Origin of the sequence: Agrobacterium sp. DE0009, assembly GCF_007680755.1 — a bacterium.
Classification (GTDB): Bacteria; Pseudomonadota; Alphaproteobacteria; order Rhizobiales; family Rhizobiaceae; genus Agrobacterium; species Agrobacterium tumefaciens_B.
The window spans coordinates 910,522-925,645 of sequence record NZ_VEIU01000001.1; the positions used below are offsets into that span (position 1 = coordinate 910,522).

The 15,124-nt window shown below is 59.3% G+C and carries 16 protein-coding genes and 1 tRNA gene; 10 read left to right on the top strand and 7 right to left on the bottom strand.

Annotated features, from left to right (window positions below; all coding sequences use genetic code 11):
• The first annotated feature begins 41 nt into the window (after nucleotides 1–41).
• A complete protein-coding gene (locus FS804_RS04620; RefSeq protein ID WP_063951117.1) occupies nucleotides 42–2,114 on the top strand; it encodes a lytic transglycosylase domain-containing protein in 2,073 nt (690 codons plus the stop codon).
• Nucleotides 2,115–2,372: 258 nt separating this feature from the next.
• Here the strand turns inward: FS804_RS04620 and FS804_RS04625 are convergent, their stop codons facing one another.
• From FS804_RS04625 to FS804_RS04640, 4 genes are all read right to left on the bottom strand, one after another.
• The gene (locus FS804_RS04625) at nucleotides 2,373–3,458 is read right to left on the bottom strand and encodes a porin (protein ID WP_144575103.1); all 1,086 of its coding nucleotides are present in this window, start codon (nucleotides 3,456–3,458) and stop codon (nucleotides 2,373–2,375) included.
• A gap of 516 nt (nucleotides 3,459–3,974) precedes the next feature.
• Nucleotides 3,975–5,108 carry a porin gene (locus tag FS804_RS04630; protein WP_144575106.1) on the bottom strand — a complete coding sequence of 378 codons (1,134 nt, stop codon included), beginning with the start codon at nucleotides 5,106–5,108 and terminating at the stop codon, nucleotides 3,975–3,977.
• A 536-nt stretch (nucleotides 5,109–5,644) separates the two neighbouring features.
• On the bottom strand, nucleotides 5,645–5,767 hold the full coding sequence (locus FS804_RS25355; RefSeq protein WP_256366750.1) for a hypothetical protein: 123 nt from the start codon (nucleotides 5,765–5,767) through the stop codon (nucleotides 5,645–5,647).
• A gap of 99 nt (nucleotides 5,768–5,866) precedes the next feature.
• A tRNA-Ser gene (locus FS804_RS04640) sits at nucleotides 5,867–5,957 on the bottom strand.
• A gap of 163 nt (nucleotides 5,958–6,120) precedes the next feature.
• Between FS804_RS04640 and FS804_RS04645 the strand changes: the two genes are divergently transcribed.
• A complete protein-coding gene (locus FS804_RS04645) occupies nucleotides 6,121–6,459 on the top strand; it encodes a hypothetical protein (protein WP_144575109.1) in 339 nt (112 codons plus the stop codon).
• A 90-nt stretch (nucleotides 6,460–6,549) separates the two neighbouring features.
• On the top strand, nucleotides 6,550–6,726 hold the full coding sequence (locus FS804_RS24890) for a hypothetical protein (protein WP_186376656.1): 177 nt from the start codon (nucleotides 6,550–6,552) through the stop codon (nucleotides 6,724–6,726).
• Between the two features lies 1 nt (nucleotide 6,727).
• On the opposite strand, the gene FS804_RS04650 is transcribed toward FS804_RS24890, so the two are convergent.
• Together FS804_RS04650 and FS804_RS04655 are read right to left on the bottom strand one after the other, a co-directional pair.
• Entirely contained in the window at nucleotides 6,728–7,528 is an 801-nt protein-coding gene (locus FS804_RS04650; RefSeq protein ID WP_063951009.1) for an aldolase/citrate lyase family protein, read from the bottom strand.
• 7 nt (nucleotides 7,529–7,535) lie between these two features.
• A complete protein-coding gene (locus tag FS804_RS04655; RefSeq protein WP_144575112.1) occupies nucleotides 7,536–8,753 on the bottom strand; it encodes an NAD(P)/FAD-dependent oxidoreductase in 1,218 nt (405 codons plus the stop codon).
• Nucleotides 8,754–9,071: 318 nt separating this feature from the next.
• Here FS804_RS04655 and FS804_RS04660 point away from each other — a divergent pair, with 318 nt between their 5' ends.
• Together FS804_RS04660 and FS804_RS04665 are read left to right on the top strand one after the other, a co-directional pair.
• Nucleotides 9,072–9,419: a hypothetical protein gene (locus FS804_RS04660; RefSeq protein ID WP_144575115.1), complete on the top strand. Its 348-nt coding sequence runs from the start codon at nucleotides 9,072–9,074 to the stop codon at nucleotides 9,417–9,419.
• Between the two features lie 155 nt (nucleotides 9,420–9,574).
• Nucleotides 9,575–10,687 (top strand): pyridoxal phosphate-dependent aminotransferase, encoded by a 1,113-nt coding sequence (locus tag FS804_RS04665; RefSeq protein ID WP_144575118.1) that lies wholly within the window; start codon nucleotides 9,575–9,577, stop codon nucleotides 10,685–10,687.
• A gap of 437 nt (nucleotides 10,688–11,124) precedes the next feature.
• On the opposite strand, the gene FS804_RS04670 is transcribed toward FS804_RS04665, so the two are convergent.
• Nucleotides 11,125–11,388 (bottom strand): sel1 repeat family protein, encoded by a 264-nt coding sequence (locus tag FS804_RS04670; RefSeq protein WP_063951004.1) that lies wholly within the window; start codon nucleotides 11,386–11,388, stop codon nucleotides 11,125–11,127.
• 480 nt (nucleotides 11,389–11,868) lie between these two features.
• Between FS804_RS04670 and FS804_RS04675 the strand changes: the two genes are divergently transcribed.
• The 5 genes from FS804_RS04675 (at nucleotide 11,869) to amn (ending at nucleotide 15,079) form a co-directional block, all read left to right on the top strand.
• Nucleotides 11,869–12,207 (top strand): DUF2147 domain-containing protein, encoded by a 339-nt coding sequence (locus FS804_RS04675; RefSeq protein ID WP_063951003.1) that lies wholly within the window; start codon nucleotides 11,869–11,871, stop codon nucleotides 12,205–12,207.
• Nucleotides 12,208–12,362: 155 nt separating this feature from the next.
• On the top strand, nucleotides 12,363–12,953 hold the full coding sequence (locus FS804_RS04680) for an AAA family ATPase (RefSeq protein WP_144575121.1): 591 nt from the start codon (nucleotides 12,363–12,365) through the stop codon (nucleotides 12,951–12,953).
• A gap of 153 nt (nucleotides 12,954–13,106) precedes the next feature.
• Nucleotides 13,107–13,289 (top strand): hypothetical protein, encoded by a 183-nt coding sequence (locus FS804_RS04685; RefSeq protein ID WP_063951001.1) that lies wholly within the window; start codon nucleotides 13,107–13,109, stop codon nucleotides 13,287–13,289.
• A 10-nt stretch (nucleotides 13,290–13,299) separates the two neighbouring features.
• Entirely contained in the window at nucleotides 13,300–13,473 is a 174-nt protein-coding gene (locus tag FS804_RS24895) for a hypothetical protein (RefSeq protein ID WP_172801649.1), read from the top strand.
• 100 nt (nucleotides 13,474–13,573) lie between these two features.
• Nucleotides 13,574–15,079, top strand: a complete 1,506-nt coding sequence (gene amn, locus FS804_RS04690; RefSeq protein WP_144575124.1) for an AMP nucleosidase — start codon at nucleotides 13,574–13,576, stop codon at nucleotides 15,077–15,079.
• The last annotated feature ends 45 nt before the right edge of the window (nucleotides 15,080–15,124 follow it).

Genomic DNA, 15,124 nt, shown 5'->3' on the forward strand with positions numbered 1-15,124 from the left:
CACAGAAAAGTCGACAGATCCGTCACACGATGAAGAGCGGCATGAAGAAGACAGTCTGGGGATTGATGGCGGCGGGGCTTGCCGCAACCGTGTGGAACGCACTGGCCGGACCGCTGCCGGAAGGTACGGCGCCGCTTCCCTATGTCAAGCCGAATGCGCCGACCGTGCCGGCCTTCATGCCCGCCTCCCCCGAGGTCACCGGCGCGATACCCCGGCTGAACCGCCCGGATGACACCAGCCAGTTGAAGGCCGGCCTCGACGCGCTTTCCAGCCGGGATGCTGCGCGCGCGATTGCGCTCCGGAACGCCATGCCGTTGGGCAGTCTTGATCGCCATATCCTGACCTGGGCAATTGCCGTTTCCGGCCAGCGGGATGTATCCTCCGCCGAGATTGCCACGGCCCAGCGAGACCTTATTGGCTGGCCCGGTGCTGCGACCCTGCGCGCCAATTCCGAAAAAGCGCTCTACCGTGAAGACCCGCCCGCCTCTCAGGTGCTTGCGGCCTTCGGCAACAGCCGGCCGGAAACTGCCGAGGGGAGCGTGGCGCTTGCCAAGGCGCTTGCTGCGACTGGCAAAATCTCCGAATCTCAGGCTCTCATCCGCCAGCTTTGGGTGACCGAGGGCATGGACAAGGACATGGAAGACCGTGTGCTTGCCACGTTTCCGACCTATCTGACGCCCGCCGACCACAAGGCGCGCATGGACTATCTGATGTATCGCAGCCGGATCAGCCAGGCGAAGCGTTTCGGCGACCTCGGCAAGGCGCAGTCGCTCTACAACGCCTGGGCCGCCGTCCTGCAGCGATCCGCCAATGCCACGGCCTTGCTGGGCAAAGTCGACACCTCCTGGCGCAATGACCCTACCTATCTCTTCGCGCGCATCGAGAACCTGCGCAACCAGCAGAAATACCCTGAAGCTGCCGTGCTTTTACGCCAGGCACCGAAGGACACGGCAAAACTCGTCAATCCCGGTGAATGGTGGAACGAGCGACGTATCATTGCGCGTGGCGTCGCCGATCTCGGTGATTTTGCTGAAGCGTACCGCATTGTCGCCAACCATTCCGCCACCTCCCCTGTCGATATTGCCGATGCGGAGTTCCATGCCGGTTGGTATGCGCTGAGAGCGTTGCGCGATCCGGCGGCGGCCTCGCGCCACTTCAATGCGCTGCTGCAGACCTCGAACCGGCCGCTCTCCGCATCACGCGCCTATTATTGGCTCGGACGCACGGCGGAAGCGGGCGGACCCGGCAATGCGCGGGACTTCTTCACCAAAGCGGCGGCTCATCCCGGCACATTTTATGGCCAGCTGGCTGCGGCGCGGATAGGCACGAAGACGCTCAACGTCACCTATCCAAGCCCAAGCAACGGCGACCGGGAACGCTTTGCCGGCCGCGAAGCCGTGCGCGCCATCGACCGCCTTGAGGCCGCCGGCTACGCCTGGCGGGCTGACAGCCTGTATCGCTCGCTTGCCGAGCAGCTAGACAGCCCCGGCGAACTTGCCATTCTGGCAGCGCGGGCGGAAGGCAACGGCAATCATCAGGTTTCGCTACAAATCGGCAAGACCGCCTTCAGCCGCGGCATCGATGCGGCCGCCCTTGCCTATCCGCTGGGCGTCATTCCTGCCAGCGCCAATATTGCCGCCTCCGGCAAGGCGCTTGCCTATGCCATTGCGCGCCAGGAAAGCGCCTTCAACCCTGCTGCCGTCTCCCCGGCAAATGCGCGCGGCCTGCTGCAACTGCTGCCCGGCACCGCCAAGGGCGTGGCCGGCCGCCACGGCTTGCCCTACACCCCCGCCATGTTGACGAGCGATGCCGGCTACAACGCCACGCTCGGCGCCCATTATCTCGGCGAACAGATCGACAGCTTCGGCGGATCCTACATCCTCACCTTCATAGCCTATAATGCAGGTCCGAAGCGCGTGCCGGAATGGATCGCCCGCTACGGCGACCCGCGCGGGAAGCCGATCGACGACGTGGTCGACTGGATCGAGCGCATCCCCTTCCCCGAAACGCGCAACTATGTGCAGCGTGTGATGGAGAATTACCAGGTCTATAAGACAAGGCTTGGCCAGCAATCCGACATCGTCGATGACCTGCGCCATGGGCGGGCGGGATAAAGCACGTCCCATTTAGACGGATCAGCAGACCCGCTTGATCTCCCTGTGTTGACACAGTCTCAAGCCACAAAAAACACGACGCACTTCTATCGGAAAGCGCTCTTTAGTCGCCTAACGCTCATCTCCGGAGACGGTCAAGCATCGGCTCGACGCAGCTTGGGCTTTTGCGTGCAAAGCGCTTCTCATCGCTGAAGGGCATCAAACGAAAAACCCCGGCATTTCTGCCGGGGTTTCCATCACTGACAAAGTCAGATTAGATTAGAAGTCGCGCTGAAGACGGACGAAACCGGTGACCTGATCGTCCTGGCCATCTTCGTCGTAGTAGTTCGCGGTGATCTTGGTGCTCAGACCTTCGGTGATCTTGTAGTCGATCGTTGCGCCAGCGGTCCAGGCATCACGGTTAGACCAGTCGTTGGAAACGATGACGGTAGAGCTACCGAGAGCGACCTTGTCGCCGACATTGCCGAGGTACTGCACTGCAGGGGTGATGGTCAGGCGATCCGTTGCCTTAATCGCGTATTCTGCAGCAACCGTCCACTCGGAAAGAGCGTAGTAGGCGTTGGGGCCAGATGCCCAGACGCCAGCAAGGCCGAGGGTGCCAGGTCCGAGGTCCGCAAATACCATTGCACGGATGGCGCCTTCTTCCTGATCGACATCGTAAGAACCGATCAACTGAAGCGTAGCAGCGCCGAACTTTCCACCGATGCCAGCGGTGATGCCGACATTGTTGTCAACTTCCTGCGAAACTGGGAAAACGCCTCCAACAGCGGGACCAGTGACAGTCGCGAACTGCGAGTCGGTGCCCTGAAGCTCGTCAACCGAGATACCTGCCCAGAAAGAACCGGTGTCGTAGGTATAACGAATGGAGTTGAAGAGGGTGTTCGAGGAGAGCAGGTCCGTCTCGCCAGAGAGATCGTCGTCCCACCAGCTGTAGAACTTACCAACGCGAAGGCCGCCGAGCTCGATGAATGCCTGACGAGCTTCAACGCCGGAAGAAGACGAAGAGCCGCTTTCTGCATCAGCGCGGAATTCGATGAAACCACGCAGAGCGCCGAGTTCGGTGTCGGTGCGGGTATCAACGTTGAACTGGGCGCGCGTGAACGAGTTCCAGTCAGACGTCCCCATCTGATCACGGCCGAAGCTCGTCTGGAAACGGACGTAACCGCTGAACTTCAGGCAGGTTTCGGTGCCAGGGATGTAGAAGAAGCCCGTGCCGAACGCGTCGCAAACGCGAACATATTCCAGGGGCTCAGGCTCAGCAGCGACGATAGCGTCGGCAGCGTGAGCGCCAGATACTGCTGCGAGAGCTGCAGCGGAGCCGATAAGAAGGCTCTTGATGTTCATGATTGACCTCCAGTCAAACGCCAAATTGCGTAAGCAGCGGGTGGGAAGCGCATGTTCAATGCGTGCTGCCTATGGATTCGATTAGACCCAAAACGCCACTTCAGGGCAATCTCAATCGTGACAAAAGGAAGACAGTAAGGTGTCCTTAGTTTTTGTTTGTTGCGAAATTGATACAATTCGAAAATAGGAAGGCTATTTCCTAAAACTTCGTTAATTCGATAGATTCTACAAAGGCTTAGCTGCTCCGTTTAAAAATGTAGATAAATTGCTCCCTTTGCTTTTGGTGGGTGTCGGAAACTTTTCTGTTGGCGCGAAGCCGGACGGTCATGGCCAGCGGGCATCGAATCGACATGTTTTCGACCTGCCGCGCGGATAATGACGACTGAAGTTTCAGGGCGCCGGATGAGCGCCGCTCCTCCCCCCAAAGATACCGCGCTCTTTCGGTCGTCACAATTTTCATAAAAAAACCCCGGCATTGCTGCCGGGGCTTTCCATCACTGACAATGTCAGATCAGATTAGAACGAACGCTGAAGGCGAACGAAGCCGTTCCAGGAAGAGGAACGCTCGTCTTCGTCGTAGTAGTTAACTGCGACCTTCGTGGAGAGACCCTGCGTGATCTTGTAGTCAACGGTCAGGCCAGCCTGCCAAGCGTCACGGTTGGACCAGTCGTTGGTGAGGATTGCAATGCCGGTCGGAGCGAATACGCCAGCAGTGGTCGTGCCGATAACGGCGCGCTCAGCAACGTTACCGAAGTACTGACCGCCGGGGGTGATGGTCAGCTTGTCAGTTGCCTTGATTGCGTATTCAGCAGCAACTGCCCACTCAGATTCTGCGTAGTAAGCGTTTGCGCCGGAAGCCCAAACACCAGCCAGGCCGAGCGTGCCCGGGCCGAGGTCAGCAGTTGCGATCAGGCGAACAGCGCCCTCTTCCATGTCGGTGTCGTAGGAACCGATCAGCTGCAGCGAAGCTGCGCCGAGCTTAGCGCCCATGCCGAGGGTTACGCCAACGTTGTTGTCAACTTCGTCCTGAACAGTGAAGGCAGGACCAACTGCCGGAGTAACGAGACGACGGAACTGGCCGTCAGTGCCCTGCAGTTCGTCAACCGAAACGCCTGCCCAGAACGAGCCAGCGTCGTAGGTGTAACGGATGGAGTTGAAGAGAGCGTTCGTGGAGAGAACGTCAGCTTCACCAGAAAGACCATCGTCCCACCAGCTGTAGAACTTACCGACCTTCAGGCCGCCGAGTTCGATGAAAGCCTGGTCAACGAATACGGAAGACTGCGAGGAAGAACCCGAGTCAGCGTTGCCGCGGAAGCCGATGAAGCCACGCAGAGCGCCGAGTTCGGTGTCCGTGCGGGTGTCGATTTCGAACTGGGCGCGCGTGAACGAGTTCCAGTCAGACGTACGGTTGTTGGTGTTAACGCCAAAGCCCGTGCCGCGGTTGATGTCGGTCTGGAAACGAACGTAACCGCCGAACTTCAGGCAGGTTTCGGTGCCGGGGATGTAGAAGAAGCCGGTGCCGAAAGCGTCGCAAACGCGAACGTATTCCAGGGGCTCAGGCTCAGCAGCGACGATAGCGTCGGCAGCGTGAGCGCCGGAAACTGCTGCGAGAGCCGCAGCGGAGCCGATGAGAAGGCTCTTGATGTTCATGGTTGACCTCCAGTCAAAGTTTTTAAATGGGTCTGGGTACTTTCGCCGAAGGACAGCATTCCCTGCCCCATTCCCGTGTTCTTAGAAGCCAAACGATCCACCGCCTCGCTTCTGGTGGTGAAAATACAAAACGTTTCGCCGCTTGCAATCGCCAACATCCGATAAAGCGCATTTACGTATATGCTTCATTTCGGCTTGTTGCGGAAACAACACACAACGGCCACCAGGGCGGTCATCACGTTTACGATACGTTAAGAAATTGCTTGAGAATCCGTTAGTTAGCGAGGTTAACGGCAAGTTGACGGATATCCGGGGCAACAGCAGACACCCGGCGGCGTCGGGGTTAGGCAAGGATCCTGTACCGTTTTTCTCCTCAGGAGGGGCGCGATCTGATGGGCCCGCGTCGGGCGCTCAAGCGCGGCACGAATCTCAGCGCGATGATTCGTATGACTATTTTGAGCAGCGATTCCCGCAGGTCTGCCTTGAAAAGCCTTTCGGTCCGAATCGCGCGCCCGCACCGGAGAGGCATGAAGGGGTTATCCGCCCTGATCGATCGCGTGCGGCGATGGCTGCTGCTCGACTGTGCCATTACCGGTCATGGTATAGGCAATGACAGCGATGAGGATGGCGGCGGCGAGCAGGGATAAGACGATGCGCATGGCGTATTTCCTTCCGCTGGAAGGCAGCCAAACAAAGCTCGCGGTCTAAAGTTCGCGGCCGTATATAATGGGATAAAACGGAACGATCGCGATGCAGGATGGCGGAGAGGATGGGATTCGAACCCACGATACGCTTTTGACGTATACTCCCTTAGCAGGGGAGCGCCTTCGACCACTCGGCCACCTCTCCGGTGCGGCCTGATTATTGCGTAAAAAAAATGATTGCAAGGCTTTTTCGCCAAGAACCCGAAAAACCTTTGAGCCGGCCGCGACGTGTGCAAAACTTTGCGCACAATTCGGGAACTTCTTTAAGGCCGATACGTTTTCGCCACGGTAACAAAAGAGGTGTTCAAATGGCTCAGACCAAACTGAATGTTGTCGAAGACACGATCGAAAACCAGATTGCCGAGCTCCGCTCGCAGATCGCTTCACTCTCCAAATCCGTTTCCGCCCGCGCCGAAGGCGTGAGCGAAGACGCGTCGGAATTTCTGGATGAAGCCCGCGGTCGCGTTCGCAAGGCGGCATCCAACGTGAAGGCCCAGGGCCAGAACGTCGTGGAAGCCGTCAAGGAAAACCCCGGCACGGCGACCTCGCTGCTGACGATCGTCGGCGCACTCGGTTTTGCCATCGGTTATGCGGTCGGCACAAGCACGCAGCAGAATACGTCCAGCAGCCTTTATCGCTGGCGCTGATTATTGATAACACAAAAGACAAGGCAAGGCGGTCAACCCGCCTTGCCTTTGTCATTTCAGACACCTTCGATTGAGAACTAGGGGGCAAACATGCATTTCAGAGACGATATTGAATCCGCCTTGTCGGATTATGCCAGGGATCACGGCATCGACAGGGACGAGGCCATCCAGCGCATCATTCGTGCCGCTCTGATCAATGGTGGTTACCTTGCTTCCGGCGAGCAGGGCATCCCGCCGGAAAAGCTGAACGCCAGCAACGACGACTAGATCAGTAACCGGATCGGGAGGGTGCGGGCGTCGCTCCGCCCTTGTAGCGGGCCGATAGAGCCCGAAGGGTGTTTGAAAACGCCGTCACATCCGCGCCGACCGCCACGAAGGATGCGCCAAGCTCGAGGTAACGGCGATTATAGGCCTCATTGAAGGTGAGGATGCCGGCGGCCTTGCCTGCCTTGACGATCTTGGTGATCGCCGCCTCGATAACCTCCTGCACTTCCGGCTCGTCAAAGCGGCCAAGATAGCCCATATCGGCCGCCAGATCAGCCGGACCGATGAAGACGCCGTCCACACCCTCTACAGCCAGAATATGATCGAGATCGTCGATCGCAGCCCGCGTTTCGGCCTGCACCAGCAGGCACACGCTGTCGGAAGCGGTTTCGGCGTAATCGGTGATGGTGTTGAACGCCGAGGCGCGGGCGACAGCAGCACCCATGCCGCGAATGCCCCGCGGCGGGTAATGCATGGCGCTGACAAGGCCCCTCGCCTGCTCCGCCGAATCGACCATCGGCACGAGGAGCGTGCGGGCGCCGGCATCCAGCAGCTGCTTGATCATCCAGCTTTCGCCTACAGGCACCCGCACGACAGGCTCGGCAGGAGACGTCGCAAGCGCCCGCAACTGCTCGATGATGCTGCGCAGGTCATTCGGTCCATGTTCACCATCGATCACCAGCCAGTCGAACCCCGCCGTTCCAGCGATTTCCGCCGTAATAGCCTCGCCCATGTCGAGCCAGAGGCCGATTTGCGGCTTGCCCGCATGGATCGCGGTTTTAAAACGGTTTTCGGCAGCGGGCATGATTTCCTCAGGAGAGCAGCAATTTCAGATCGGCGGACGGGTCCGCCAGGATGGCACGATCCGGCTCCGCGCCGGTATCGAGAAGCTTTTTGCCGGCAACATAGGCCTTGGCGTCGTTGACGGCATCGACAGCGACGAACCGGCCATCGCGGAAGTACCAGACGGACCAGCTGCCCTCGCGGGCACCCTGCCTCAGCACCGTTTCGTCGTAACCGAGATTGAAACCGGCAATTTGCAGCTTCGTGTCATATTGATCGGACCAGAACCAGGGCTTGGGATCATAGGCCGCATCAGTGCCGGCCAGAACAGCGGCGGCGGCCTCGGCCTGGTCGACGGCATTCTGCACCGATTCGAGACGCACGTTCTGGCCACGCCAGGGCAGCAGAGCGCAATCGCCGACCGCGTGGATGGCGCTATCGGAGGTGCGGGTGTAATCGTCCACGACAATGCCATTGCCGACATCCAGACCCGATTCGCGGGCAAGGCGATCGTTCGGCGTCACACCGATGCCGACGATGACGAAATCCACATCAAGCACCGAACCGTCGGAAAGCTCGGCAGCGGCCACGCGGCCATCCATGCCGACAAGGCGCACGAGGCCGGTCTTTTCGCGGATCGATACGCCCTGCGCCTGGTGAATGCCGCGCATGATATCGGCAGTCTCCTCGGCCGCGACGCGCTGGAGAATACGGTCAGCCATCTCGATCAGCGTTACCTCAAGGCCGAGTTTGCGGGCGACGGCAGCCGCTTCGAGACCGATATAACCGCCGCCGATCACCAGCAGCCGGCGGCCCGGCTTCATCTCTTCCATCAGCCGGTCGGCATCGCGCTTGTCGCGGACGGTCAAGACGCCTTCCAGATCACCGCCAATGCTGGCAGGCAAGAGACGGGGCGATGCGCCGGTTGCCAGCACCAACCTGTCGTAGGAAAGCGTGCTGCCATCCTGCATGCGCACTGTCCTGCCGGCGCGGTCGATCTCTTCCACCCACGTGGACAGCCGGATTTCGACGTTATTTTCGGCATACCATCCTTCCGGCCGGAACATCAGCCGGTCAAAGCTCATCTCGCCCAGAAGGTATTTTTTGGAAAGCGGCGGCCGCTGATAGGGATAGGCGTCCTCGGAGCCGATGATGGTGATCGGTCGCTCATCCTTCAGCGCCCGAAGCTTCGACGCCAGCGCGAAAGCGGCCTGCCCCGCCCCGACGATTACCAGCCTTCCCGTCACAGTCCACTCCTCGAACAATCACGAACCACCCGCTTCAAGGAGCCGTCGCGAAGCCATATTGCAGGATGAGGCGTAACGCCAAGTACGGCTACAGTCAACCGCGCACGACCGAGATCAGCCCGGTGCAAGCGTGGCGCATTATCAACACGTGCTGCAACCGGATGGGCCCCGGCGCATTTTTAATATCTCCAAGTTGGCTTGCTGGATGAGGCTGGTCGAGTTCGGGACAGACTGAAGAGAATTGCGCCTGTTTTCTTCATGCCCTGGCAAGGAAGCGGCGTTAAAATTGTCACGAGAGAGGCAATCCGGGAGGTTGTCATGGCTTTGCATATGGATATCAGTCAGAACGTCCCTCAGGACGAGATGTACGAGAAATTTCAGATTGACCGTCCCGGCAAGATTACCTTCATCGGGCATCACCTCAGCGCCAGCGAAACGCTTCGCTGCCTGGTGCGGACCATCTCCCTCTACGGCGCGGAAATCGAAGTCAGCCCGCATCTGGAGATGCCTACCAACTTCTATTTGGAGATCCTCGGTATCCGCGACGAGATCGGCTGCACATTGATCCGGCGTGAGGAGGAAAAGGTCACGATCGGCTTCAACATGCTGATCGATGCCGAGTTTCTCCACCACGTCCGCCGGCTCAGCTTCGAGACCAGCGCGTGAGCGCCTGATGCGCCTCCAATGATTTTTCTCTCACGGGTCAGGGAGGGAAAAACTGTTCCAAAACAGCCATTCAGGAACCGGCCGCGCCTTGCGTCCGGTTTTTTTGCACCTATTGTGAGCCGGGTTTTAACACAGGTACCGGAACTCTGAAGCCAATGTCAGCCTTTTCTCGCCTCACGCCACTTGCCACCTCGCTTCCCTCCACCGTCCCTTTCGTTGGTCCCGAGGCCATCGAGCGGAACCGGGGTTTGAAGGTGGAGGCGCGGATCGGCGCCAATGAAAGCGGCTTTGGTCCTGCCCCTTCCGTGCTGTTGGCCATGCGGGATGCCGCAGCCGACACCTGGATGTACAGCGATCCTGAAAATTTTGAGTTGAAGGAAGCGCTTGCCATTCACCACGGCGTCGCCCGCGGCAACATTGCCATCGGCGGCGGGGTCGATGGCTTGCTCGGGGAAATCGCCCGTTTGATCGTCGGTCCGGGCACGCCTGTTGTAACCTCACTCGGCGGCTATCCGACCTTCAATTATCACGTGAACGGCTTTGGCGGAAAGCTCGTCACCACGCCCTATGTGGATGATCACGAGAACCTCGACGGGCTTCTCGATCTGGTTCATAAGGAAGATGCCCCGCTCGTCTATTTCGCCAATCCAGATAACCCCATGGGCAGCTGGTGGGATGCAAGCGACGTGATTGCTTTTGCGCGAGCGCTGCCGGAAACCTGCCTTCTCATTCTGGATGAGGCCTATTGCGAGACGGCGCCCGCGAGCGCGGTGCCCGCCATCGATGCACTGATCGGCCAGCCGAACATTTTGCGCATGCGGACTTTCTCGAAAGCCTACGGTCTTGCCGGCGCGCGCGTCGGTTACGCCATCGGTACGCTCGGCAATGTGGAAGCCTTCGACAAGATCCGCAATCACTTCGGCATGGCCCGTATCTCGGTCGCCGGGGCACTCGCCGCCTTGAAGGATCAGGCCTATCTGCACGAGGTGGTTGGCAGAATCGCCGCAGCTCGTGAGCGCATTTCCGCGATCGCTCGTCATAATGGCCTCTCCCCGCTTCCATCGGCCACCAATTTCGTCACGATCGATTGCCACCGCGACGGCACCTTTGCCCGCGCCATCGTGGACGGACTGATGGACCACGGCGTCTTCATCCGCATGCCGGGCGTCGCCCCGCTCAACCGCTGCATCCGCGTCAGCGTCGGCCCGGACGACAAGCTCGACCTGTTCGAACAGGCGCTACCGAAGGTTCTGAAGGCGCTGGACTGATATTGAGTGCCGTCATTCCGGCCTTGATCCGGAATCCATCGCGATCAAGTCCTTGATCGCGAAAGTCCCTTTTACGCCGCAGACGCGGCGTGGCTGGATGCCGGATCAGGTCCGGCATGACGGAAGAAGGAAGCGATTCGAAAACCGCACCCGTCATGCCTGCCGTAGCGGTTTCATCCTCAACACAGGGGGATGCGAATGCGATTCAACATCCTCCCGCAAATCCCTGCCCGCGAATCATTTTTCGGCATCGGAGACAGCCGGACATAAGAAAACCGCGCCGGCCTTGTTCCTGCCGGTCGCGGTTTGATGTGTCAGCGCAAAAGCCTCTTTTCAAAGCCCTCGCCGCGTTCCCCTTCGGGTTTACTTTCGTTTGCACCGGCCGCAGGGACTGGAGGCAACCCGGCCGGAAATCTGAAAATCGTGTCAGGGATAAGTCAGTGCATCGTCATCCAGTCGCGGGCGGCACGCAGCGCTTCGGCCAGTTCCGCCTTCGTCATGTTGCGGGCAAGGTCCGCACGCAGGGAAGCGGCTCTTTCCGATCCGCGGATCGCGGCGATGTTGAGCCACTTATGCGCTGCGACCAGATCGACCTTGCAGCCTCGGCCGGTCGCATAGACCAGGCCAAGATTGCAAAGAGTGTCGGCGCGGGTTTCGCCACCGGCAGCCATTTCGATATCGCTGATGTCAAAGCGTGCCATTGTTTTAATCCCTGTCTTCTCGCCTGTTTCGCCAAATGCCTTCTTGTTGAGGCTGCCGTTTCGACCTTCCGTCTTTTGCGGTTTTTCGGTCGTTGCGGCCGGCAGGTTTTCCCTGCGCTTTTGATGAGTTCACTATGCCACCAGCCCTTCAACGGCCGCTTAAAAGGCATGATTAATGGGCCGCAAACAAACTGCAAACGATTGGTAAAATTGGGGTTTTGTTAAATATCACAGGCTGCGGAAATTAAGGACTTTGCGGCGATTTTTACGAAAGATTTACGATTGGATTTAAACCTTTTCTTCACCACGATCAAAACAACGAAATCCAATTGCCCTCTTCCATTTGCCGAAAACCGCTGCGAACGCCGGGACGAAGCGACAGATTCCTGTTTCCTTTTACGTGAACGTCAAATACTATCCGCCCAGCCCGCGGAGGATGAGGCGGGCAAGGAACAGCGCGACGTGACGGGAGGAGTCTTTATGAAGCGTGTGATGATCATTGCCGCTGCCCTGCTGATGGGAAGCAATCTTGCCTCGGCTGCAGAAGCCATCGAAGGCAACTGGAAAACGGCCAGCGGTGAGACGGCGGCGATAGGGCCATGCGGCAGCGCCTTTTGCGTGACGGTGAAGACCGGCAAACATGCCGGCAAGCAGATCGGCAAGCTTTCCGGCAAGGGGAACAGCTATTCGGGTGAAATCACCGATCCCGCCAACGACAAGACTTATAGCGGCTCCGCCACCGTTTCCGGCAGCTCGCTGAGCATGAAGGGCTGCGTGCTGAAGGTTCTTTGCAAATCGCAGACTTGGACGCGGCTGTAATAACACGGCGGCGGGCGGGCTCCTGTCCTCCCGCCGCGGACCGCGTCACCCGCCGGTGACATGCGGTGAACGATCCCCAGGCCCCCGCATTCGGCCGCATCGAAGCCATATATGTGCTCTTTCATAGTGGCGCCCCCCACCAATGAGAGCGACGCATGCCCCCTGCACTTTCGACCATTCTGATCGCCGGCACTTCCCATGTCGGGAAAAGCACGCTCGCTGGACAATTGAGCGAGAGGCTGGGTTGGGAGGCAATCTCCACGGACAGCCTGGCGCGGCATCCGGGGCGACCGTGGCCCGGCATTCCGAGCGCGGTTGACGAGTTTTACCGTCAGCTATCGGCAGACTCGATTCACTGGTTTCTCAAGGTTCATCACCAGAACATCTGGCCGATGATCCGCACGTTGATCGACAGCAGGTTAGACGCGGGCACACCGACGATCCTCGAAGGTGCGGCACTTCGCCCTGAGTTCATCGCGCCCCTGCTCGGGGGCCCGGTTACCGGCGTTTTCCTTCATGCCGGCACTGAGTTTCTCCTTCAGCGAATGCGTGCTGAAGCGCGATACGACGAGGCCGCTCCCAGAGACCGGCAGATCATGAAAGCGTTCATGGAGCGATCGATCAGGGAAAACACCGAAATGCTTTCCTCGGCGCTGGACCAGCATGTACCGGTTTTCGATGTCAGCAAACCTCAGGCGATCGAGACCCTCGTGGCTCATCTTGCCGCGCTGGTTTTTCCGGGCTGAGAGACGCAGCTTGCCGCGCTCAGCGCTCGATGATGGCACCAATTTGTCCAGCCATCGGCCGTTAACATCCCTGAACCCCATATGAACCGCGGCCTCAGGGTTCGTTCAGTCCCGATATGGCAAAACTTTGTCCATGAACTCGAATGAAGGGGAATGGACATGACAAAGCTTATCAGCCGACTGGCAATCTTTGCGTTTCTCATGGCGATCTTCGCCATGTCCTTCGCCTCGCTCGTCGTCAATCCGAACCGCAGTTTCCAGCGGGTCAATGCCGGGGCCGCCATTGCCTGCCAGCAAAACCCGGTTCAGGGGGCAAATTGCCCCGTCGTCCTGTGAGGAACGGCCAATGACAAAGAACTTTTCCAACGGCCTTTTTTCCGCGCTGAGACTGGCGCTGGTGGCCTCGCTCTTTCTGGGTCCCGTGGCTGGACTTGCCGCTTACAAGGCCGATCCCCGTCCCGCTTCAAAAGGCGCCGGTTTCGTTCTGCTGATGAGCCTGCAGCGCGGCGCGCTCGGCTGAATTTTCCGCCGGCGCCTGCGCCGCCTGCATATTCCGTTTCTTTTCGGTTTCTTCGTATTTCTGTCGCTTGCCTGTCGAAATTGGCCTCCTATAATGGGCCATGACAATAGAAAAACCCACGATTCCGCCCCTCACCTTCATCAGCCCCGAGCCTTTCGCGCCGAAGACATTCACGGATCCGAAAGAGGCCGTCGCTGCTTTGGCAGCGCTTTATGAGCGCAATACGAAGTTTCTGATCGATTCATTCACGGCGCTTGCCAAGGGTGCGCCGATCACCGGCCGATATCGCGCCTGCTATCCGCAAGTCAGCATCGAAACCGCGACATTTGGGCATGTCGATTCGCGCCTGTCCTATGGTCATGTGACAGCGCCGGGCGTCTACACGACGACCGTCACCCGACCGGAACTGTTCCGCCATTATCTCAAGGAGCAGTTGGGGCTTTTGATCAAGAACCACGGCGTTCCGGTCACGGTGTCGGAATCGGCCACGCCCATTCCATTGCATTTCGCGTTTGGCGAAGGTGCGTACGTCGAGGCGGCGGCGGCATCGTCGTTGTCGGATGTGCCGCTGCGCGATCTCTTCGATACGCCCGACCTCAACAATACCGACGATCTCATTGCCAATGGCGAATATGATCAGGTGCCCGGCGAACCCGCGCCGCTCGCGCCCTTCACCGCGCAGCGCATCGATTATTCACTCGCCCGCCTCAGCCATTATACGGCCACCAGCGCCAGCCATTTCCAGAACTTCGTGCTGTTCACCAACTACCAGTTCTATATCGACGAATTCGCCGCTTGGGCCCGGCAGATGATGAAGAACGGTGGCGAGGGTTACACGGCCTTTGTGGAGCCGGGCAACATCATTACCCATGCCGGCTCCGACAAACCGGAGACGGATGCGGTGCTCGCCCGCCTGCCGCAGATGCCCGCCTATCACCTAAAGAAAAAGGGCCATGCCGGCATTACGCTCGTCAATATCGGGGTCGGCCCCTCCAACGCCAAGACGATCACTGACCACATCGCCGTTCTGCGCCCGCATGCCTGGCTGATGGTCGGCCATTGCGCCGGCCTTCGCAACAGCCAGCGGCTGGGCGATTATGTACTGGCGCATGCCTATGTGCGAGAGGACCACGTTCTCGACGACGACCTGCCGGTCTGGGTGCCCATCCCGGCTCTCGCCGAAGTGCAGCTGGCGCTGGAAGGCGCTGTGGCGGAAGTGACGGGTTACGAGGGTTTTGAGCTGAAGCGGATCATGCGCACCGGCACCGTCGCCACCATCGACAACCGCAACTGGGAGCTTCGCGATCAGGCCGGCCCGGTCAAGCGCCTGTCGCAGTCGCGCGCCATTGCGCTCGATATGGAATCCGCCACGATCGCCGCCAACGGCTTCCGCTTCCGCGTGCCCTACGGCACCCTGCTCTGCGTCTCCGACAAGCCGCTGCATGGCGAATTGAAGCTGCCCGGCATGGCTACGGAGTTCTACCGCACGCAGGTTGCCCAGCATCTCCAGATCGGCATCCGCGCGGTGCAAAAGCTCGCCGCCATGCCGACGGAAACGCTGCATTCGCGAAAGCTCAGAAGCTTTTACGAAACGGCGTTCCAGTAAAATCTGTATCGAACGCAGCGCCTTTGGTGTATTATTTCGAAAAGC